The organism is Streptomyces sp. CNT360, assembly GCF_000424785.1.
The window spans coordinates 76,633-97,069 of record NZ_KE384247.1 but is presented as its reverse complement, the minus strand read 5'-3'; the positions used below and the strand labels follow the sequence as shown (position 1 = coordinate 97,069).

Sequence of the window (20,437 nt, the reverse complement as noted above, 5' to 3'; positions counted from 1 at the left end):
CGTGACATCTTGTGCTGTCACGTTTCATTACGCAAGCCCCTTGGGGCGGTTTCTGTGCTGGTACGTGTTAGCGGTGGGTAGGCTCGGGGTGTGACGAGAGCTGAGAACGACCCCAGAGCACCCTTCGAGCAACTAGCCGATGACCTGCGGGAACGGATCAAGAGCGGTGCGATCGCGCCCGGGGAAAAATTGCCTTCCGTGCGGAAGCTGGCCGAAGAGTCCGGCTTCGTTCCGGTGACGGTTCAGAAGTCCCTCAGCCTCCTCCGCAGTGAAGGGTGGATCTTCACAACGGGGCGCGGGAGCTTCGCCTACGACCCCGAGTCGCCGTACAGCCCCACTGCTTCGCCGGTCACTGCTGAACAGTTCGCCGAACTCAAGGCACAGGTCTCGGAGTTGTTCAAACGGCTCCAGACCCTCGAAGAGCAACAGGCCGACCGCGCCGACTCGTAGCATCCTCACCTCCCCTCCTCCCGTCCTTGTCGCTGCGGTGAGCACTCAGCGTCGATAGGCTGTGTGCTGCTTGTGCATCTGTTGTACGGCTGCTGGCGGGCCGTCAAAAGACTGTCCATGTGGCCTCGATGGAGCTGCCACGAAGGACACAAGGGGGAGTCGCTGTGGGACAGAAGCCCAAAGCGCTGACGCCGGAGGCAGGGCCTCAGCACGAGTTGGGCGCGGAGATGCGCGAGTGGCGCAACCATCGGGGCCGCTCGCTCGGCAAACTGAGCGCCCGGATCAACTACAGCCCCAGCTACATGGCCCGAGTCGAGCGCGGGGACCAAGCCGCCTCGGCCGACCTGGTGACGGCCTACGACCATGAACTTCGCGCCGAAGGCGCACTGATTCGCAAGTACAGGCGCATTCAAGCCGCAGCTTCACCAAGCCATGAGACACGTGACCAGCCCCGTGACCATGTGTCCTATCAGGGCCCTGATGTGTCCAACCGCTCTGTCCTTCTGGAGGACAGCTCAGCGGGCGAGGCAACGTCGTCGGAGGGGATTTCCGTCCCTGCCCGCACCGACGACGGAAGGATCATCTTCGTGTCGATCTCGCGCCGTGCGCTGCTCGGCACCCTGGGGACGGCGGCTGCGGCATCGGCGTTCTCAGACCTTCCCGCCGTCGCAGCCCCGCCAACACCGGGGAAGTTGTCGGGCGCGAATGCGATCGAGCATTTGGAAGCCACTCATCGTGTCCTCATCGACAGCGACAAGCTGTTCGGGCCGTACCAAAGCATCCCCATCGTTGAGCGCCAGCTCGCTGCGATGAAGTCCCTACGGCGAGAATTGCGCGGCGAGGACCGCAGCCGCCTCCTCCAGCTCAACGCTCGATACGCGGAGCTCGCCGGCTGGCTCCATCAAGACACACGCGACTTCCGTGCCGCCCAGCATTGGATGCGCGAAGCGCTGGAAATATCCCACCTGACCGGTGATGCCCAACTGACCACGTTCATCCTCGCTCGCCGCAGTCAGCTCGCCGGCGACATGCACGATCCGATTGACGCGTTGGACGTGGCTGAAGCCGCTGAGCGGCACGCAGCCCCGGGCAGCCGACTCGCGGCAGTGTCTGCAACCTACGGTGCTCACGCGCATGCGCTGCAAGGCGATGCAGATGCCTGTAAGCGCGCATACGACCACGCCCACGATCTACGCGAAGCCATGGACCCGGACCCGGAATCGCCGTTGGGGATCTGGCTGGACGCGACGTACATCGAGGCCCAGCGCGCCCGGAGCCTCAACACGCTCGGCCAGTTCCGGGCTGCCGCCGAGAGCTTCGGTCGTGCCCTTAGCAACCTGCCTGCCGACTACCACCGGGAACGAGGCGTACATCTCGCCCGCCAGGCCGTGGCCCTCGCCGGAGCCGGCGAAGCCGAAGAAGCTGGGCGAGCGGGTATGCAAGCCCTCCGCATCGGCATAGAGACCGGCTCCGGCCGCATCACTCGCGAGCTCGCGCGTCTGGATGCTGATCTGGGGAAGTGGCATACCGTGACCACCGTGAACGAGTTCCGAGACGCCATGAGGGACGCCGTGCTCAAGCAGGCGTGACCTACTGCCGTCCTTCACACCGCAAGGCTCTTAGGAGATGCCAGTGCCCCGCCCCTATGTCGTGCTCAAGGTCGCAACCTCGATAGACGGTTACATTGACGACACCAGCCCGTCGCGCCTGCTGCTGAGTAACGCCGAGGACTTCGACCGCGTCGACCAGGTCCGCGCCGACTCCGATGCCATTCTCATCGGGGCCAGCACGATGCGGGCGGACAACCCGCGGCTACTGGTGAACAGCGAAGAACGCCGAGCGGCCCGCGAGGCGGCCGGAAAGCCCGCGTATCCCCTCAAGGCGACGGTGACCAAGACCGGTGACCTCAGCGAAGACCTGAAATTCTGGCACCACGGCGGGGACAAGGTCGCCTACACGACGGACGCCGCAGCGGAAGGGCTCCGCGCACGCCTCGGCAAGCTCGCGGACGTGGTCTCAACAGGAGAGGAACTGGACTTCGGCGCGCTGCTTGACGATCTCGGCAACCGCGGAATCGGTCGGCTGCTGGTCGAAGGCGGCAGCCAGGTCCACACCGCCTTCCTCTCCCAACACCTCGCGGATGAAATCCACCTCGTCATAGCCCCTCTCATCGTCGGCCAGGCCGACGCCCCCCGTTTTCTCAACCCGGCGAACTACCCGTGGGCCACCACTCGGCGCATGTCGCTCGCCGAGGTTCGGCAGGTTGGCGACGTGGTTTTCATGCGCTACCTGCCGAAGCAGGAGAGCCAAGCATGACCGGTGAGTCGTAACACCTCTGAGTATCGGCTCCGCCAGGGCGTCGGTCGCGTACCGGCTCGTTTCCACCGGTTCACATCCGCTGACCTCGCTCGCTGGCTTAAATCGCATGATGGCCATCGCAGCCGCAGGAGGGAAGTTCGTGGAATTCGCGGTAGGAACCGTTCTCGCCCTAGCGGCGCTCGCCGTGTCCTGGGTTGCTCTGATATGGCAAAAACGAGGGGGTACGTTCAAGAGAATCCACTATACAGCTTACTATGAACTACTAACACTTGAGCGTGGCGAAGAAGCGATAGATAACCTGATCAGCGGGCCAATCAGCGTCAACTTAGAGCCAACCGGCCAGCGCCTGGTAATGCCTATGGTATTCGAACTCAGGCTTGCCAATACAGGCCGGGCTCCTATAGCCGAGAGCGACTTTTCGAGTCCTCTAACAATCCGCTTCGGGAGTCACTGCAACTTCATGGGCGGCTCGATGAAGGTCAACCGAGGGTCGATCTCTGAATTCTTTGGGGATAATCCTTTTGAACTCGGAGATGGCCGTTTGCGCATAAAGCCGTTTCTCATGAATCCGGGAGATGAAGTCACTCTTTCCGGGATTCTCAATGGGCCCGTCGACGAGCGTGGAATTGAGGTAAGCGGGCGCATTGCCGGGGTGGAAACCTTCGGTCGCTTGAAACCGAAGGGCGATGGAATCCGCCTGAATGCACACTTCCGATCGATGATCTTCGAGAGGGTCGAGGACTGGCCTACGCCGGGCCGCGTCGAGGCCCAAGTGTTGGTGATCAGGAAATTTCTGCCGCTAGATGACATCGCTCCTGGCGCCTCGGAGGGTCACATAACGACGAGGCTCAATGGCGTGCCCGTGCAAGAACCGCACCTCGTGGCCTTTGCATTTAATGCCCACTCCGAGATAGCGGATGATACTGGCGAGGGCTCAATAACATTCGAAACCGCCGATTCAACATTTCTCCATTGCGATGTGGAGCTAGATGGAGCGGAGCTTCCGCGGCAACGCGCTCGCCATCTGGCCACCTGGAGCGGAAAGAAAATCGCCGTCCGTTCGGGCAGAATCGGGGAGAATCAAAAATTGACCCTGCGATTCATCACCGAAGGAGGCGTAGAAGATCTGAGGGTGACAAGAATGCCCGCTTCCGTTACAGACGTTCAGATTATCAGAACCGAAGTCCTTGAGGACCCTCTAGGGAGAAATCTTCTCGACATGCAGCCGACATTTTTGCTGTTCAGTCAACGAGTCCATCGAAAATTCCACGTAAGCACGCCTCGACTGAAAAGGATTTCGGAGCGGAGTCGCGAAATATCTAGGAGAATTCTGCACGGCGACTAAAAACTGAGGGTGACAGCCCCGGATGCAAGTCCATATGCCGTCCCCCATCGGCGCTAGCCAGGTACGCCCGGGAAGACCCCATCGAGGGCGCGAGAGGCACGGTAGGAGCCGCACACCAGTTAGCAGGCGGGTAGGGCGGGAGCTGCTATGCAGCTGTTCGATTGGGTAAACTCTCGCACGGTAAGCTACCTACCCGGGCCAGCCGTAAGCCTTGGCCTTGCTCACCGCCGCATCACTCCTCAGAACTGATCTGCACCTCATAGACGATCTCGGCATGGGCCGCTGGGACGATGATGTCGGCGGTCTCGACCGGGCGGCCGTCGTCTTTGTAATAGGTGCGCTGAATACGGGTGACCAGTGATCCGCGCTGCAGGCCGAGGAGTTGAGCCTCTTCGGCTGTGGCGTGGCCGGGCTCGGGCTGTTCGACCGCGTGGCTGATCTGGACATCGATGGCGGCCATGCGCTCGACGACGCCACGACCGGCGTAAGGGCCTCCCTCAGGGAGGACGACGATCGTGCCACCCGTCAGGGCAAACGGCTCCCAACTGGTCGACAGCTGAACCGGCTTGCTGTCCGACAGGAACTCGTACCGCGTGCGGACACACAAGTCACCCACAGCGATGCCGAGTCGGGCTGCGATGTCCAGCGGAGCTGGCACCTTCGCATCCGTCTGGTGCTCCCACGTCCCGTTCCGGCCGAGAGCCGCCATGTCCGCGCGGAACGGTGAGCCGCCCCGACGTTCGCGGCTGAGGGAGCGGACCATACGCATACGCCGGCGAGGCTCCGCAACATACGTACCCGAGCCCGCACGGCCCTCCAGCAAGCCCTGGGAGATCAACAGTTCCTGAGCTCTGCGGATGACGTTCTCGCCGACGCCGTATTCAGCGCCCAAGGCGGAGCGGGAGGGAAGCCGGTCGCCGGATGTCCAGTCGCCGTCAGCGATGCGCTGCCGGAACAGGTCGGCGATGCGGAGGTAGGGCGGCTGCTCAGGCATGTGGAAAATCTAGTCCACTAGGTCTAATCTAGTTAACTAGCTTTACTCCACGTGACCGGCTCGTGGCGGAGGATCGCCATGCCTCAATCCATCGTTCGAGCGCGTTCGATCGCAGCGCGACTCTCCGCTCTCGGCCTGGAACCACACCTCAAGTGCGATCGCGAGTACGTCCGAGTCGAGGTGACGCCACCCAGCTCGCCAACGCCGACCGTCTGGCTGGCCCTGCTGGCTGCGCTGGAGCAAGGCGACCAGTTCGGGCTCCACACCGACGGTCAAGCCACCGTCGCGTGGACCCTCGTCTTCAACGAGGGTCCCCCTGCGCCTCCTGTGCAGAGAGCGGACCCGCAGCCATAGGGAGCTGCAACCATGCGCTACTACCTTCGCGAAGCGTTCGACCAGCTTCTGCGGTGGCTCATCAGCCCAGCGGGATTGTCCAGGCAGAAGGACAGTTCCGCAGCTTCTCCGATGCCGACCCGGAGCTGGTGCCCACCGTCCCGCTGGCGACCGCCAGCCGTCCCGATCGTCAACGACATCGCGCTCGTGCGTCCGTACTTCCTGGCGTACGAAGCCCGCTGTCAGCGGGCAACCGGGTGTCCGCTCGGCGGTGAGCGCTCATGAGCTACCGCTCCCCCGCATGCGGGCTCGGCCGGCACCTCGAATGCCGCCACGGGAACCCCACGCAGCCGTCACCGAGTCGGGGCGTGTTCTTCGAGCCCTGCGACTGCCCATGCCACCGGCCGCAGCTCAGCTCCCCACCGAAGGAGAGGACAGGGAATGGCGCGCAGTGAGCGACAGGTCGCCATCGAGGTCGGCGGTGGATCGCTCCGCCGAGGAGACGTCATCCAGGTAGGTGGTCAGTCGATGGCCGTGGTCGACATCCGCCATCTCACCGGCGGAGCGAAGCTCATCGCGTTCAGGACTGGCGACATCCTGACCATCACGCCCAGGACGACGCTGGTCGTTCTGCGCACCGTAGCGGGCTGGGAGGGCCCAGTATGTTGATCTACGACCGAGCCGAGACCCCTATGCCCGCTCCCGAGCTCCGGCTACTGCCATGGGCCTCGGACAGTGGGAACCCCTGCTACCTCAACGGCGACGCTGACTCCGCGATGGCCACGTACGCCGACGAGGTCGAAGAGGCCCAGTTGGAGGACGGCGACGATGCTCTCAAGCGGGCTGTGCAGGTCATCGACAAGGCAGCAGCAGAGACGAAGGGCGAGGACACCGAGCAGACGAAGGCCCTCAAGGTGGCCGCCGCCGCCTTGAGTAACTGTCTGCGGGTCGCCGACAGCAGGGGCGCGAGGCTGCCGGGCTACGAGCGCGCCGAGATCACGTGCGACGACCGAGGGCGCGACGATGACGACGGCAACGGCCCCCGACTCCCCGCGGAATCCTTTGGCTGAGCTGCACCGATGTCAGCCGAGTCCGTCTCAGTTTCCGTCTCATTCACCCCTGTCCAGGCTCGTTCATCAGCGACCGGCACCAACCCAGCAACGCCCCCGATCAGCACCAGCGAACGGCGCTGAACGACCCCGCACAACCCCCTCACCAGCCCGAACAGACCTCGAAAGCGAGTGAGGGGGCAACTCCTCCGTGGGTTCAAATCCCACCGCTACCGCTCGTGAGCAGGATGTACGAAGGGCCGGACCCGGCGAGGGTCCGGCCCTTCGTCGTGGGGGCGTGCCGTGCGCGGACTGCGGGGTGGGGCGGGCTGTCGTACGTTGAGAGGGCGACCGCTGGTCCCAAGGGGGGAGCAGGGAGGCGCGGGCGGATGCGAGCTGTCGGTGTGCGGGAGCGGAAGGGGCGGCCGGAGGTCCTGCAGGCGCGGCGACCGGATCCGGGCGGGGGCGAGGTGCTGGTGCGGATCGTGGCGGCCGGCCTCAACCCGCTGGACTGGAAGATCGCCGACGGCATGCTCGAGGACGCGGTGCCGTACGACTTCCCGCTCGTCATGGGTGTGGACTTCGCCGGTGTCGTCGAGGAGAGCGGCCCGCAGGCGCGGCGGTTCGCGACGGGTGAGCAGGTGTTCGGGCACGTGGTGAGCGAGCCCGTGGGGGGCGGCACGTACGCCGAGTACGTCGTCGTGAACGAGACGGGCAGCATCGCGCCGGCTCCCCTGACGGTGCCGCTGACCGCCGCCGCGGGCGCGCCCACCGCGGGGATGACGGCCCTCGGGATCATGGATGCGGCGGCGTTGCGCTCGTACGAGAGTCTGCTGATCATCGGTGCGGCGGGCGGCGTCGGCACCTTCCTCACGCAGCTCGCCGCGGCGGACGGGCTCCGCGTCGTGGCCGCCACGCACGGACACGACCAGGCGCGGATGGCCGGCTTCGGCGCGGCGCTGACCTCGGACCTCCGGGAGCGCCCGCCGGCGGAGGCGGTGCGCGAGGAGTACCCGGCGGGCGTGGACGCGCTCGTGGACCTGTGTTCCGTCGACCGCGCGGACTTCGCGGCGCACGCGGAAGCGGTACGGGACGCAGGCGTGGCCGTCTCGTCGCTGGACGCGGCGTCGCTCGACGCGCTGTACGGCCGCGGCATCGAGGGCATCAACTTCCACATCGACCCGTCGGCGGAGCTCCTGGAGCGGCTCGGCCACGAGATCGACAGCGGCCGGGTGGCCGTACCCGTCGAGGCGGAGGTGCCGCTGGAGGAGGCGCCGGGGGCGGTGGCCCGCAACCGGGCGGGCGGAGCTCGCGGAAAGACGGTCCTGCTGCCCTGAGACCACTCCGTCCGGCCCCTTCCGTCGCCCTCTTCCCGCTACACTCGCACCGCCGCACAGATGTACGGATCCACTGGCGGTGTACCGGCGTTGTACCGGCGCACGGAGTGCCGACGACCGCGGGCGCACACGGTGCCGGTGGGGGACCACCCGTGGGAGGGGCGCGCTCGATGGCGCAGACGAAGAAGCTCGTGGGCTACGTGCTGGTCGTCTTCGTGCTGTACACGATCATCACGTCTCCCGAACGCGCCGCGGACCTGGTCCTGGTCGGTTTCGAGGGGATCTCCAGCGCGGCGCAGGGCGTCGGCCGGTTCATGACCTCCCTGGTGAACTGAGCGTCGGCTCAGCACTGTCCCAGCGCTCTTTTTGCGCCTCCAGGCGCCCGTTCCGCCGCTCCACGCGCCCCCTCACACGGCCCCTGCCTGCGTTTTCGGTGTGCCGCTGACAAGCAACACGGAGTTGTACGGTGCTTGCACACGGTGCACCTGTCTTGTGATGCTATGACCGCTTTTTGGCGGAGAAATCGCGACCGAGCCCGGGGCGTGATCCGCAACGCGATCGATCACGACGGATCGGCACCGATCTGCACCGTAAAGGGGTGGTGGCTGAGTGGACGGGACCCGGACGCCCACCCAGACTCCCTCCGGCGACGCCCGGACGCCCGCCCAGGCTCCGCACGGCGAGACGCCCTCCGGGGACGCGGGGACGCCGCCGGAACCGCCCCCCGAGCCGCTCGGCGGGGTGTCACCGGAGCCGCAGTCCGCACCACAGCCCGAGCCCCGGCCCGAGACGGCCCGCGAGGCGCCGACGGGGTCTCCGTCCCCCGAGCCGTCCGGGGCGGCCTCCCAGGACGCCTCGAAGGCCTCGCACCGGGGCTCCTCCCGGACGACGTCAACCGGCACGACGTCACCTCGCACGACGCCACCCCGCACAGCGTCCCCCCGGAACGCGTCGCCCCGCACGACATCGCCGCGCACGTCGTCACCGGGCACGGGGTCCCCTCGCACGCCCTCGCAGACCTCGGCAGGGGCGCCGGCCCGCCACTCGTCCTCCGCGCCGTCCGGAACGGCGCCCCAGGCGCCCTCCGCGGCCTCGTCCGGGGGAGCGTCGGGGGGAGCGTCCGGGCAGCCCTCCAGGAGCCCTCTGGGAGCGTCCAAGTCGTCGTCGCCGGCTGCCGAGGCGCAGCGGGAGAGGGCCGCGCGGACGCGGGCGCTGACGCAGTCCCTGTTCGAGCAGCTCTCCCGGCAGGAGAACGGCTCGGCCGAGTACGAGCGCATCCGGGCCGCACTCATCGAGGCGAACCTGCCGCTCGTCCGGTACGTGGCGGCCCGCTTCCGCAGCCGGAACGAGCCGATGGAGGACGTCGTCCAGGTCGGCACGATCGGACTGATCAACGCCATCGACCGGTTCGACGCCGGCCGCGGCGTGCAGTTCCCGACCTTCGCGATGCCGACGATCGTCGGCGAGATCCGCCGCTACTTCCGCGACAACGTCCGCACCGTCCACGTCCCGCGCCGGCTGCACGAGATGTGGGTGCAGGTCAGCGGGGCCACCGAGGATCTGACGACGTTGCACGGCCGCTCCCCCACCACCGCGGAGATCGCCGAACGGCTGAAGATCTCCGAGGAGGAGGTACTGGCCTGCATCGAGGCCGGACGGGCCTACCGGGCCACGTCGTTGGAGGCCGCGCAGGAGCGGGAGGACGGGATGCCGGGGCTTTTGGACCGGCTCGGTTACGAGGACCCGGAGCTCGACGGGGTCGAACACCGCGACCTCGTCCGCCATCTCCTCGTACAACTGCCCGAGCGCGAGCAGCGGATCCTGTTGCTGCGGTACTACCGGAACCTGACGCAGTCCCAGATCAGCGCGGAGCTCGGCGTCTCGCAGATGCACGTCTCGCGCCTGCTCTCGCGCAGCTTCGCCCGGCTGCGGGCCGCAAATCGAATCGACGCGTAACCGGATCGAGCGACCCAACTCCCGCCCCACCGCTCTCAGCTCTGCAGTTTTGTCGACATGAGGCTACGTCGCGTTGCCTACTTGTGACATTCTGCAAGAGCTGCGTTTGCCGCAGCGGCGCGCCCGGTATGGAGGGGGAGGTGCTTCCCTCAGCCGAGGGCGCCGCAGCGACCCGTCCGCGACCTCAAGGGGGTGGCATGTCCGTAGAACTGGGCAGCTCCAAGGTGCTCACCGAGAACACGTCCCCGGCCCCGGGGGCACCTGACGGACCAGGGGGTTACCACCTGGCCCAGGCCCTCGTCGAGGAGCCCGTCCACGAGCCGGAAGCCGGGCTGGTGGACGGGGCCGAACTCGTCGGTGGGCCACCGTCGGCCGACGGTGAGACCGGCGACGCGTCGGTGCCGGCCGCCGACGGCGACACGGACGCCGCGGGGCTGTCGGACGTCGCCGCGTCCGCCGGTGGCGACTCGCTCGACACGCGCACCCTCTCCCGCTCCCTCTTCCTGCGGCTGGCCACGCTGGACAGGGCGGCGGCCGAGTCCCCCGGTTCGGACGCGACCGCCGAGCGGATGTACGTACGGGACACGCTCATCGAACTGAACCTGCCGCTCGTGCGCTACGCGGCAGCCCGCTTCCGCAGCCGGAACGAGCCGATGGAGGACATCGTCCAGGTCGGCACGATCGGGCTGATCAAGGCGATCGACCGGTTCGACTGCGAACGCGGCGTGGAATTCCCGACGTTCGCGATGCCGACCGTCGTCGGTGAGATCAAGCGGTTCTTCCGGGACACCTCCTGGTCGGTACGGGTGCCGCGCCGCCTCCAGGAGCTGCGCCTCGCGCTGACGAAGGCGAGCGACGAGCTGTCGCAGAGCCTGGACCGCTCCCCGACGGTCACCGAACTCGCCACGTGCCTGGGCGTGTCGGAGGAGGACGTGGTCGACGGGCTGGCCGTCGGCAACGCCTACACGGCCTCCTCGCTCGACACCCCCGCGCTGGAGGAGGACGGCGGCGAGGGCTCACTGGCGGACCGGCTCGGCTACGAGGACACCGCGCTGGAGGGCGTGGAGTACCGCGAGTCCCTCAAGCCGCTGCTGGCCAAACTCCCGCCGCGCGAGCGCCAGATCATCATGCTCCGCTTCTTCGCGAACATGACGCAGTCGCAGATCGGCGAGGAGGTCGGCATCTCCCAGATGCACGTCTCCCGGCTGCTGACCCGCACGCTCGCACAGTTGCGCGAAGGTCTGATCGCTGAGGACTGACGGCATCGAGGCGATCGGGGGGCCGAGTGCAGCGGGGGAAGCAGAAGCGAGCACGAGCCGGCATACGGAGACGGACAGGCATCCGGGAAGGAGCGGCCGAAGGCTTCACAACTGACGGGTCGTCAGTGACACTGGCGCCATGCGAAAGCAGGGGAGCCGGCGGAGCCAGGGACACCGGAGCAGCCGCGGAAGTCAGGGACGACTCGGAGGCGGCAGCAGGGTACGGAGCCGTCGGGGCGGTCGGATAGCCGCCTCGGCGGCTCTCGTCTGTCTGGGGGCACCACTGCTCGGCGGCTGCGGCGGCAGCGACGACGAGGGGTACGTGGCGGTCGGCGCCGACGACCCGTCCGGCAGGCCCGGCGACAGCTCCGCAACCGTACGGCCGGACGGCAAGGTGCGCATGGTGCCGCTGCCGGGCCAGGGGAGGGGCGACGGCGGCGAGCGCGGCTCCGGCGCGGACGGCGGGGCCCGCGAAGGCGGCGACGGGAGCGGTGACGGCGGCGGAGGCCGGGGCGGCGGCACCGGAGACGGCGACGACGGCCAGGGCGCGGCGGGCTCCGGCGACGCGAGCGCGGGAACCGGCGCGGAAAGCAGCAGTGACGGCGCAGGCGGCGAAGGCCCCGGTCAGGGCTCCTCCGGTTCCGCGTCGCCCGGCACGGGTACGGGCACGGACGGCGGGAGCGGCACCCCCTCCTCCGGTGCGCCGGGGAAGGGCGAGGGCACGGACGGGCCCGCGCTGCTCACCGTGAGCGAGCCGGAGCGGGCGAAGGCGGGGAAGAGGTGGTGCGAGAAGGTGACCGTCCACCTCGTCAACGCGGGCGGCCGACCGGTGACCGGCGGCAGTATCACCTTCGCCACCCACATCATCGGCGGCCTCGGCGTCGACTGGGCCACCCGCGAGAGCACACACGCGCTCCCCGTGCCGATCGACGCCGGGGAGAAGAAGGAGAAGAGCTGGACGGTGTGCGTGGATGCGTGGCGGGTGCCGCTGGGCATGCACGTCGAGACCCGCGAGGTGAAGCTCTCCGGCTGGAAGTGAGCAGCTTCCCCGGGCCTCCGTCAGAAAAACGGCTTTCGCGTCCCCACGCCTCCCGCCGGGAAACCGCTGGCGGCACCATCAAGATCCCGCCGGTTCCGGCCAGGTTCACCCCCCCCCCCCCCGTCAGGTCCGGCCCCAGGACAGGGGCGGCCCCACAGGAGAAACGGCTTCCTCCCGGGGAACCGGCCCCGACGGGGATCCGCTTACGAGAACGCCAGCCAGCCCACCGCGGCGAGGACCACGACGGCGACCACGACGCCGACGATCAGACCGACCCGCGGTCCGGCGGAGGCCGGTGCGGGGGCCGCCTGCCGCCGGCCCGGCTGCGGGCCGCCCTCGTCGACGAAGGCGCGGAACATCTGGGTGCTGCCTGCCGGGTCGGGGTGTCCCTGTGCGTCCGGACCCTGGGGCGCGTGCGGGTTGTGAGCCATGTCCCAGGACCCTAGCGAACCGCCGCTCGGATGGCACAGCCTGGTCCGTACCGTCGGTGTGCGGTCCCTCACATGCGGAGCGCGTGCCGAGTCCGCCCCTGGTCACCCCGGTCACCAGGGCTTTCGCCGGTACGCCGCTCCGCGCTTTATTGGGGAGACACCAAGATTTGAGGATGTGTTTGCCTCGCTTGACCGGAATCAACTTGCCTACAGCAACCAACCACTTCTATGGTTGCCCTAAGCAACAAGTTCATGGGGTGCAGATGGCCGAACGCAGTCAGTACGAGGAGCTGGCCCGGCAGATCAGCGCTATAGGTGCCGTCAAGCGCGAGATGGCCCGTCTTCTTCCACCGGAGTGTCCGCCCGCGTCAGCGGCCGTACTGATGCTCCTGAACAAGCACGGGGAGATGCGCATCAGTCAGTTGGCCGAACTGATGGCGATCGACATGTCGGTGACCAGCCGGCACGTCGCCCACGTCGCGGACCACGGCTGGATCGAACGTCACCCCGACCCGCAGGACGGCCGCTCCCGGCTGCTGCGGATCAGCGAGCGGGGCGAGCGGTTTCTGACGGACCTCTCGGCGCAGACGACCGAGTCGATCGCCGCTCACCTGCGCGACTGGAGCGACGAGGACGTCGCCCAGCTCAACGACCTGCTCAGCCGGCTCCGTACGAGCTTCGGGGACTGCCGCGCCCGCGGCGGGCTACCCCACGAGACGCAAACCACCGCAACACACTGAGTGAGAAGGACGCCGAATGGCAACAACCCGACCCCAGCCGCCGGTTGGGGGGCCCCGCGACGCCGTGCAAGGGGCCAGCGGCGGGGCCCGACACGCGGCTCACGGACACGCCGCCGGCGGCCAGGCCCAGAACCCGGCGCCGGGCGCAGGCGCTGCCGCTCCGGCACCCGGGGCGGCACCGAAGATGTCCCACCGGCAGATCATGGAGGCGCTCTCCGGGCTGCTGCTCGGCATGTTCGTCGCCATCCTGTCGTCGACGATCGTCTCCACGGCACTTCCCAAGATCATTGCCGATCTGAACGGCAGCCAGAGCTCCTACACCTGGGTCGTGACGGCGTCGCTGCTGGCGATGACCGCGTCCACCCCGCTGTGGGGCAAGCTGGCCGACCTCACCAGCAAGAAGCTGCTGGTGCAGATCGCCCTGATCGTCTTCGTCCTGGCCTCCGCGGGTGCCGGTCTCTCGCAGAACCCCGGCATGCTGATCACCTTCCGTGTGGTCCAGGGGATAGGCATGGGCGGTCTGTCCGCCCTGGCCCAGATCATCATGGCCGCCATGATCTCCCCGCGGGAGCGCGGGCGGTACAGCGGCTACCTCGGCGCCACGTTCGCCGTCGCCACCGTCGGTGGCCCGCTGCTCGGCGGTGTGATCACCGACACGAGCTGGCTCGGCTGGCGCTGGTGCTTCTACGTGGGCGTCCCGTTCGCGATCATCGCGCTGATCGTCCTCCAGAAGACGCTGAAGCTGCCGGTCGTCAAGCGGGACGACGTCAAGGTCGACTGGCTCGGCGCGTTCCTCGTCGCCGCCTCGGCCTGCACCCTGCTGCTGTGGGTCACCTTCGCGGGTGACAAGTACGACTGGCTCTCCTGGCAGACCTACGCCATGGTCGCCGGTGCGATCGTCCTGGCGCTGCTGTTCGTGCTCGTCGAGTCGAAGGCCAAGGAACCGATCATCCCGCTGCGGCTGTTCCGCAACGGCACGATCTCGCTGGCCGCGGTCGGCTCGCTGTTCGTCGGTATCGCGATGTTCGGCGCGACGGTCTTCCTCAGCCAGTACTTCCAGCTCGCCCGCGGCAAGTCGCCGACGATGGCCGGTGTCATGACGATCCCGATGATCGGCGGGCTCTTCGTCTCCACGACCGTCTCGGGCCAGGTCATCAGCCGCACCGGCAAGTGGAAGCGGTTCCTGGTCGCCGGCGGTGTGCTGATGACGGCGGGCATGGGCCTGCTGGGCACGCTGCGCTACGACACCGAGTACTGGCACATGGCCATCTTCATGGCCCTGCTCGGCCTCGGCGTCGGCATGATGATGCAGAACCTGGTCCTCGCCACGCAGAACCAGGTCAAGGCCAACGACCTGGGTGCGGCCAGCTCCACGGTGAACTTCTTCCGTTCGCTGGGCGGTGCGGTCGGTGTCTCGGCGCTCGGCGCCGTGCTCTCCACCCGGATCACCCACTACATGGAGGACGGCTTCGCCAAGCTGGGCATGAAGCCCGGCACGACCGGCGGCTCCACCGGTGGCGGAGGCAGCGCGCTGCCCGACGTGGACAAGCTGCCCGCACCGGTGCGCACCGTCGTGGAGAGCGCGTACGGGCACGGCATCGGCGACATCTACCTGTACGCCGCTCCGGTCGCGCTGCTGGCGCTGGTGTGCGTGCTGTTCATCCGCGAGGTCCCGCTCCGTACCACCTCGGCCAACGAGGCGAGCGAGGCCGACGAGCAGGCCGCCGCCATGGCGGCGGCACCGGCGGGGGAGAGCGCGTACGCGGCCGAGGCACCCGCTGTCGAGCGCACCGCGCCGCAGCCGCTGGTCGACCAGCAGTCCATGGCCTACCAGGGCGCTCCGTACCAGGGCGCGCCGATCGGCGGCGGACAGGCCGCCCAGGCGCAGCCCGCACAACCGGGGGGCGACACTCAGCAGTACAGGGAGTACGCATCCATGGCCACAGCCCAGTCCCCGGCTCCGATCCCGACCAGTGGTTACGGGGTCCACGGAACCGTCCGCAACGCCGACGGCATCGGTGTCGCCCGCGCGGCGGTCACCCTGATCTCGCTCAGCGGGCGGCAGCTCGGCCGCTCCGTGGCCCACGCGGACGGCTCCTACGGGCTCGATGCTCCCGGGCCGGGTTCGTACGTGCTGATCGCGGCCGCCGACGGTCACCAGCCGCAGGCGTCCACGATCGTGATCGGCGAGGGCCCCCTCAGCCACGACCTGCTGCTCTCGGGCACCAGCGGCCTCGCGGGCCAGGTCCGCGGGCGGGCCGACGGGACGCCGGTCAGCGGAGCGATGGTCGTCGTCACGGACGTGCGCGGCGAGGTGCTCGCCACCGGCGTCACCGGCGGCAACGGCGACTACAGCTTCGACGAGCTGGTCACCGGCACCTTCACTGTCGCCGTGAACGCCGCCGGCTACCGGCCCACCGCGGTCCCGGTCGAGGTGCAGGGCCAGGGCGTGACCCGGCTCGACGTCGACCTGGCCGCCGGAGCCCGGGTAACCGGCACCGTGCGGGCGGGAGCGGGGCGCGCCCCCCTGCCGGACGCGCGGGTCACGCTGGTGGACGCCGCCGGCAACGTCATCGCCACGTCCACCACCGGTGAGGACGGCGCCTACGCCTTCACCGACCTGGACGCCGGCGACTACTCGGTCATCGCCAGCGGGTACCCGCCCCAGGCGAACGCGCTGCGTGTGGCCGGGCCCGGAGTGGACGCGTACGACATCGAGCTGCACCACCCGGACGAGTGACCCCCCGGCCCGGGCGGCGTGCGAATCGAGCGGAGCGCGCGCCGTCCGGTCCGGCCCGGGGAAGGGCCCCGGCCGCCCGGTCGACCGCACCCCGTTGCGGGCGCGGGCAAGGGACGGCCCGCCACCGAGGCGCCGGGGCCCGTATGCGAGAAGGAGCAAGAAGGACATGACAGTCGGGGCAAGCGGAACAGACGGCGGCTACGGCGCCGGTGTTCCGGGGACGAGCGCCGGCGCCGCCGGCGCGACAGATGGAGCCGGACCCGCGGGTCCGGCAGGTCCGGCAGGTCCGGCAGGGGGTGCCGGTGTCGCTGCCGGAGCCGCAGCCGGCGGTGGCGCCCCGGCCAGGGGCGGGGTCCGGGCGCGGGTACGGACCCGGGACGGCTGGGCGGTGCAGCACGCCGTGCTGACCGTCACGGACATGACCGGCAACCAGGTCCTGCGCGCCGAGGCCGACGACGAGGGCATGGTGCGCAGCGCCGACCCGCTGCCCGCCGGCGCGTACACGGTGATCGCCACGGCCGTCGGTTACGCACCGGCCGCCTCCACGGCCATGGTCACCGCCTCCGGACGCGCCGACCTGGGCACCCTGGTGCTCGCCCGGCAGGGCGGCGTCGAACTGCCGCCGCCCGGCACCTGGACCATCGACCCGATGCACTCCACCGTCGCCGCCACCGCCCAGCACCTGGGCATGACCAGCGTGCACGGCCGGTTCACGGACTTCGGCGGCCGCATCGAGATCGCCCAGGACCCGGACAAGTCGTCGGTGGAGGCCGTCATCAAGGCGGAATCCATCAACACCGGCAACGACATGCGCGACCAGCACCTGCGCTCGGGCGACTTCCTCAACATCGAGACGTACCCGGATCTCACCTACCGGAGCACCGGCATCGACGTGGCGGGCCCCGACCGGTGGACGGTCCACGGTCAGCTCGGCATGCACGGTGTCGTCCGCGACGTGGACCTGGACCTCACCTACCTCGGTACGGGTCCCGACCCGTGGGGCGGCGTGCGCGCCTCCTTCCGGGCCACCGCCGAACTGCGGCGCTCGGACTTCGCGATGAACTACAACCAGGTCGTCCAGGCCGGTATCGCGGCCATCGGCACGACCCTCAGGGTCGACCTGGACATCCAGGCCGTCCAGGGGGAATCGCTCCCCTTCTGAGCCCCTCCCGCGTCCTGCCACGGCCGGTCCGCCGAACCGGGACGCGGGCCCGGCCCACGGCGGACCCTCCGCCCTCGGGCCCGGCTACCGGTCCTCGGGGGCCGGGGGCTGCGGCGGAATCACGGGCGCGGCCCGGTCCTGCGGGGCCGGACCGCGCCCGCCGCGTGCCATGGCCTCGATACCGGCGACGACGCAGTCCAGCGCGACGCCGAAGTCCCGCTCCGGCACCGGACGCACGGCATCCGCGCCCTCGGCGTACTCCGGACGCGTACCGATCGTGCTGCGCAGTGCGTCGAAACAGTCCTGCGAACTGACGCCCGCCTCGCTGCACCGCCGCGACCAGCTCGCCTCCACCGCTGCGTGCCCGTACACGAACGAGAACAGGGCGGCCAGCGCCCCGTCCGCCTGCTGCTCGGGCAGCCCGGAGCGCAGCAGGACACGGCGCACGCCCAATTGGAAGGACATCGCGCTGGGTCCGACGTTCAGAAAGCTGCCGAGCGTGCCCGACGCCCACGGGTGACGGCGCAGCAGCCCGCGCAGCGCGTACGCCGCCTGCCGCAACTGCCGCCGCCAGTCGGCACCTTCGGCGTCCGCGTCCGGCACCTCCAGCTCGCCCTCCACCGCGTCCAGGGCCAGTTCGAGCAGGTCGTCCTTGCGGTCCACGTACCAGTACACGGACATCGCCGTGACCCCCAGATCGGTGGCCAGCCGGCGCATGGAGAACTTCGCCAGGCCCTCGGTGTCCAGCAGCCGCACGGCCGCCGCCGTGATCTTCGCCCGGTCCAGCCCCTCCGTCTGCGACGCCCCCGCCGCCTTACGACGCGCCTCGGGCCTCTCCTCCAGCCACACGCTGGTCCTGCGCATCCGGCTCGTGCGGCTGCCGTCGCTCATGGCACGCGCTCCTTCTTCGGGCCGGCCCGGCTCGGATCAGCCGGTCTCCAGGGGCGGAACGAGGCGGCAACAGCCGGAGGAACTCCGCACCGCCACCCCACGATGCTAATCCGTTTCGGCCCCTTCATCCGCCTACGGCGACCCGAATACGCGTATTCCGGACTTCACGGCACCCGCGGGACGACTAACCCCGCTCGGCCGCCTTGAGGACGTAACCCGCCCCGCGCCGCGTGTGGATCATCCGCTCGCGCCCCGCGTCGATCTTGCGCCGCAGATACGAGATGTAGAGCTCGACCAGGTTGCCGCGGTCGGCGCCCGTGCCGATCCCGTGATCCCACACCCGGTCGAGGATCTGGGCCTTGCTCAGCACCCGGCGCGGATTGCGCATCAGGAACCGCAACAGTTCGAACTCCGTCGCGGTCAGCCGGATCGCGTCACCGCCGCGCCACACCTCGCGGCTGTCCTCGTCCAGCGACAGGTCGCCGACGACCAGCAACGCGTCGCGCCCGCCCGAGCGTTCCCACGTCGCACGCGCCCCCCGCACACGCCGCTCCGCCGCCGGCGCACCCCCACGCACGGCCCCGTGCCCCCCGGCTGTGTACTCGCCGTACTCGCCGTACCCGCCGTACTGACTGCACCCTCCGCGCTCGCGACCCTCGCCGTACTGGCTGAACTCGCTCCGCTGTACGCGCGGCGGCCCGGCCGCGCTGCTCCCGCTCCGGCTCATCTCACCAGCATCGGCCAGCACCGTGAGAGGACTCTTTGCGGAATATGTGATTCCGCTGAGAACCACCCACCGCGGCACACCTTCCGCCGTGACGAACCACTCTTCCCACTCGGCAGCCGCCCGATGCGGCGCGGAGTGACGCTATCGACAACTGCCGACAACTGCCGCTTTCGCCGTACCATCCCGCCCGACGACATGAAAAAGCCCCGCTCCGATGAACCGGAGCGGGGCTTTCCCTTTCTGCGCGCTCGGCAGGATTCGAACCTGCAACCTTCTGATCCGTAGTCAGATGCTCTATCCGTTAAGCTACGAGCGCTTGCTGTCCGGCGTTTTGTTGCCGGGCGGCGTTGCGGGAACAACATTACATGACCTGCGTCCGGAGGCGAAATCCGTTTCGGTTACCCCCTCTGACCTGGGGAAACGACGAAAGCCCCGGCCAGGGGCCGGGGCTTCGGTGATCCGGGGATCGGAAGCGGAGGCTCCGGGATTTGAACCCGGGATGGGGGATCACCCCAAACCGCATTAGCAGTGCGGCGCCATAGACCAGACTAGGCGAAGCCTCCAGACACGCGTTTCCGCCCGCGGGGGCGGACGACGTGTGTGCTGATGATGGCACAGCCTCGGGGGCTGTCTCCAATCGGCCCCTACCGTACTCGGTCCGCGGACCGCTGGGCAAAGCCTCAGCCCGCGGAGCCTACACCGGCCCCTGGAGCCGACACCGTCCGTACCGCCCCACGTACGGCGCGCACCCGGACGGGTCCCGGGCCGCAACGGGGCGGGGCTCGGCGGCGTTGAGCGAGAGGGGGCGTACTCGCGGCGCCCCCTTCCTTCTGGCCCCTTTCTCACCCTGAAGAAGGCGTACCCCCGTCAACAGGAGGGGTCGCCCCTCACTCGTCGGAGTCGCCCCATGCCGCGCCGTGTCTCAGCCTCCTCCCCTCTCTCCCCTTTTCCGTCCCTCCCTCCCTTCTCTCCTTTCTTCTCCCTCTCTGCCGTTGCCGCCGGGCCGGTTTCGACCGGTGCGACCCTGCTCCTTCTCGGCGGGCTCGTTCCTGCGGTTCTCGGAGGGATGACGGCGAGTGCCCCGGAGGCGTCCGCCGCCGTCTCCCGGCCGGCGGAGGGCTCCTCCCGCACGGCCGGGGCTCCCCGCCCGGCGGACGAGCTCACCTTCTCCGTGTCGGACAGCGGCGCGGGGCGCGACGGGACGTACACGCTGCGCTGCCACCCCGCGGGTGGTGAGCACGCGGCCCCGGGGAAGGCGTGTGCCGCGCTGGACCGGGCCACCTCCCAGGGCAGGGACCCGTTCGCGCCGGTGCCCTCCGGCGCGACGTGCACGATGGTCTACGGCGGCCCGGCAACCGCCCGCGTGACGGGGACCTGGCACGGCCGGAAGGTCGAGGCCCGGTTCGCGCGGTCCAACGGGTGCGAGGTCGAGCGCTGGAACAGTCTGGTGCCCGCTCTTCCCCGCACCGCCTGATCCGCGGCCAAGCAGCCCTCGACCCGGCGTCGGGTGGTGGGCCACCAGTGCCCGGTCCTCCCCCCCAGCCCCCCAGGCCCCCGAGGCCGCCAGGGGTGCCCGCGAGCGGCCGGGGGCGCCTGACAGGGAGGCCGGGGCGCCCGGGTGCGAGCGGGCGCCCCGCGAAGAGACGCGCGCGTTTCTCGTGGCTG

Annotated in this window: 18 protein-coding genes, 2 tRNA genes and 1 pseudogene; 15 read left to right on the top strand and 6 right to left on the bottom strand. The window is 69.1% G+C overall.

The window, feature by feature from the left end; translation table 11 throughout:
* Positions 1-90 precede the first annotated feature (90 nt).
* From H297_RS0132275 to H297_RS43505, 4 genes are all read left to right on the top strand, one after another.
* Positions 91-450 (top strand): winged helix-turn-helix domain-containing protein, encoded by a 360-nt coding sequence (locus H297_RS0132275; protein WP_078514950.1) that lies wholly within the window; start codon positions 91-93, stop codon positions 448-450.
* 164 nt (positions 451-614) lie between these two features.
* Complete coding sequence (locus tag H297_RS42380) at positions 615-2,039, top strand: helix-turn-helix domain-containing protein (RefSeq protein ID WP_027740412.1); 1,425 nt, start codon at positions 615-617, stop codon at positions 2,037-2,039.
* 43 nt (positions 2,040-2,082) lie between these two features.
* A complete protein-coding gene (locus H297_RS0132265; protein WP_027740411.1) occupies positions 2,083-2,766 on the top strand; it encodes a RibD family protein in 684 nt (227 codons plus the stop codon).
* Between the two features lie 112 nt (positions 2,767-2,878).
* A complete protein-coding gene (locus H297_RS43505) occupies positions 2,879-4,114 on the top strand; it encodes a hypothetical protein (protein WP_158693787.1) in 1,236 nt (411 codons plus the stop codon).
* A gap of 232 nt (positions 4,115-4,346) precedes the next feature.
* Here the strand turns inward: H297_RS43505 and H297_RS0132260 are convergent, their stop codons facing one another.
* Positions 4,347-5,108, bottom strand: coding sequence for a GntR family transcriptional regulator (locus H297_RS0132260; RefSeq protein ID WP_027740410.1), 762 nt, complete (start codon positions 5,106-5,108; stop codon positions 4,347-4,349).
* 774 nt (positions 5,109-5,882) lie between these two features.
* Between H297_RS0132260 and H297_RS0132255 the strand changes: the two genes are divergently transcribed.
* The 7 genes from H297_RS0132255 (at position 5,883) to H297_RS0132225 (ending at position 12,081) form a co-directional block, all read left to right on the top strand.
* Positions 5,883-6,110 (top strand): hypothetical protein, encoded by a 228-nt coding sequence (locus tag H297_RS0132255; RefSeq protein ID WP_027740409.1) that lies wholly within the window; start codon positions 5,883-5,885, stop codon positions 6,108-6,110.
* The gene (locus H297_RS0132250) at positions 6,104-6,511 is read left to right on the top strand and encodes a hypothetical protein (protein ID WP_051352366.1); all 408 of its coding nucleotides are present in this window, start codon (positions 6,104-6,106) and stop codon (positions 6,509-6,511) included. Before H297_RS0132255 ends, H297_RS0132250 begins: the two co-directional genes overlap by 7 nt.
* Before the next feature lie 368 nt (positions 6,512-6,879).
* Positions 6,880-7,827 (top strand): NADP-dependent oxidoreductase, encoded by a 948-nt coding sequence (locus H297_RS0132245; RefSeq protein ID WP_027740407.1) that lies wholly within the window; start codon positions 6,880-6,882, stop codon positions 7,825-7,827.
* 170 nt (positions 7,828-7,997) lie between these two features.
* Positions 7,998-8,162, top strand: a complete 165-nt coding sequence (locus H297_RS43900; protein WP_199787300.1) for a hypothetical protein — start codon at positions 7,998-8,000, stop codon at positions 8,160-8,162.
* 808 nt (positions 8,163-8,970) lie between these two features.
* A complete protein-coding gene (locus H297_RS0132235) occupies positions 8,971-9,783 on the top strand; it encodes an RNA polymerase sigma factor SigF (protein WP_027740406.1) in 813 nt (270 codons plus the stop codon).
* Positions 9,784-9,980: 197 nt separating this feature from the next.
* Complete coding sequence (locus tag H297_RS0132230) at positions 9,981-11,042, top strand: RNA polymerase sigma factor SigF (RefSeq protein WP_027740405.1); 1,062 nt, start codon at positions 9,981-9,983, stop codon at positions 11,040-11,042.
* A 139-nt stretch (positions 11,043-11,181) separates the two neighbouring features.
* Positions 11,182-12,081, top strand: a complete 900-nt coding sequence (locus tag H297_RS0132225) for a hypothetical protein (RefSeq protein ID WP_486589764.1) — start codon at positions 11,182-11,184, stop codon at positions 12,079-12,081.
* Between the two features lie 203 nt (positions 12,082-12,284).
* On the opposite strand, the gene H297_RS0132220 is transcribed toward H297_RS0132225, so the two are convergent.
* Positions 12,285-12,512 carry a hypothetical protein gene (locus H297_RS0132220; protein WP_027740403.1) on the bottom strand — a complete coding sequence of 76 codons (228 nt, stop codon included), beginning with the start codon at positions 12,510-12,512 and terminating at the stop codon, positions 12,285-12,287.
* Positions 12,513-12,775: 263 nt separating this feature from the next.
* Here H297_RS0132220 and H297_RS0132215 point away from each other — a divergent pair, with 263 nt between their 5' ends.
* The 3 genes from H297_RS0132215 to H297_RS39715 all read left to right on the top strand — a co-directional run bounded on the left by H297_RS0132215 (position 12,776) and on the right by H297_RS39715 (position 17,154).
* On the top strand, positions 12,776-13,252 hold the full coding sequence (locus tag H297_RS0132215; RefSeq protein ID WP_027740402.1) for a MarR family transcriptional regulator: 477 nt from the start codon (positions 12,776-12,778) through the stop codon (positions 13,250-13,252).
* A gap of 184 nt (positions 13,253-13,436) precedes the next feature.
* A complete protein-coding gene (locus H297_RS0132210) occupies positions 13,437-15,992 on the top strand; it encodes an MFS transporter (protein ID WP_486589763.1) in 2,556 nt (851 codons plus the stop codon).
* A gap of 418 nt (positions 15,993-16,410) precedes the next feature.
* Positions 16,411-17,154: a YceI family protein gene (locus tag H297_RS39715; RefSeq protein ID WP_486589762.1), complete on the top strand. Its 744-nt coding sequence runs from the start codon at positions 16,411-16,413 to the stop codon at positions 17,152-17,154.
* Between the two features lie 84 nt (positions 17,155-17,238).
* On the opposite strand, the gene H297_RS0132200 is transcribed toward H297_RS39715, so the two are convergent.
* From H297_RS0132200 to H297_RS0132185, 4 genes and pseudogenes are all read right to left on the bottom strand, one after another.
* Positions 17,239-18,045, bottom strand: a complete 807-nt coding sequence (locus tag H297_RS0132200; protein WP_027740399.1) for a TetR/AcrR family transcriptional regulator C-terminal domain-containing protein — start codon at positions 18,043-18,045, stop codon at positions 17,239-17,241.
* Between the two features lie 184 nt (positions 18,046-18,229).
* Positions 18,230-18,643: pseudogene (locus tag H297_RS39710) on the bottom strand (winged helix-turn-helix domain-containing protein); the annotation flags it as partial.
* Positions 18,644-19,015: 372 nt separating this feature from the next.
* Positions 19,016-19,088: transfer RNA gene (locus H297_RS0132190), tRNA-Arg, on the bottom strand.
* A 157-nt stretch (positions 19,089-19,245) separates the two neighbouring features.
* Positions 19,246-19,335 (bottom strand) — tRNA-Ser (locus tag H297_RS0132185).
* Between the two features lie 503 nt (positions 19,336-19,838).
* On the opposite strand from H297_RS0132185, the gene H297_RS0132180 reads away from it, so the two are divergent.
* Positions 19,839-20,246, top strand: a complete 408-nt coding sequence (locus H297_RS0132180) for an SSI family serine proteinase inhibitor (protein WP_078514942.1) — start codon at positions 19,839-19,841, stop codon at positions 20,244-20,246.
* Positions 20,247-20,437: the final 191 nt, after the last annotated feature.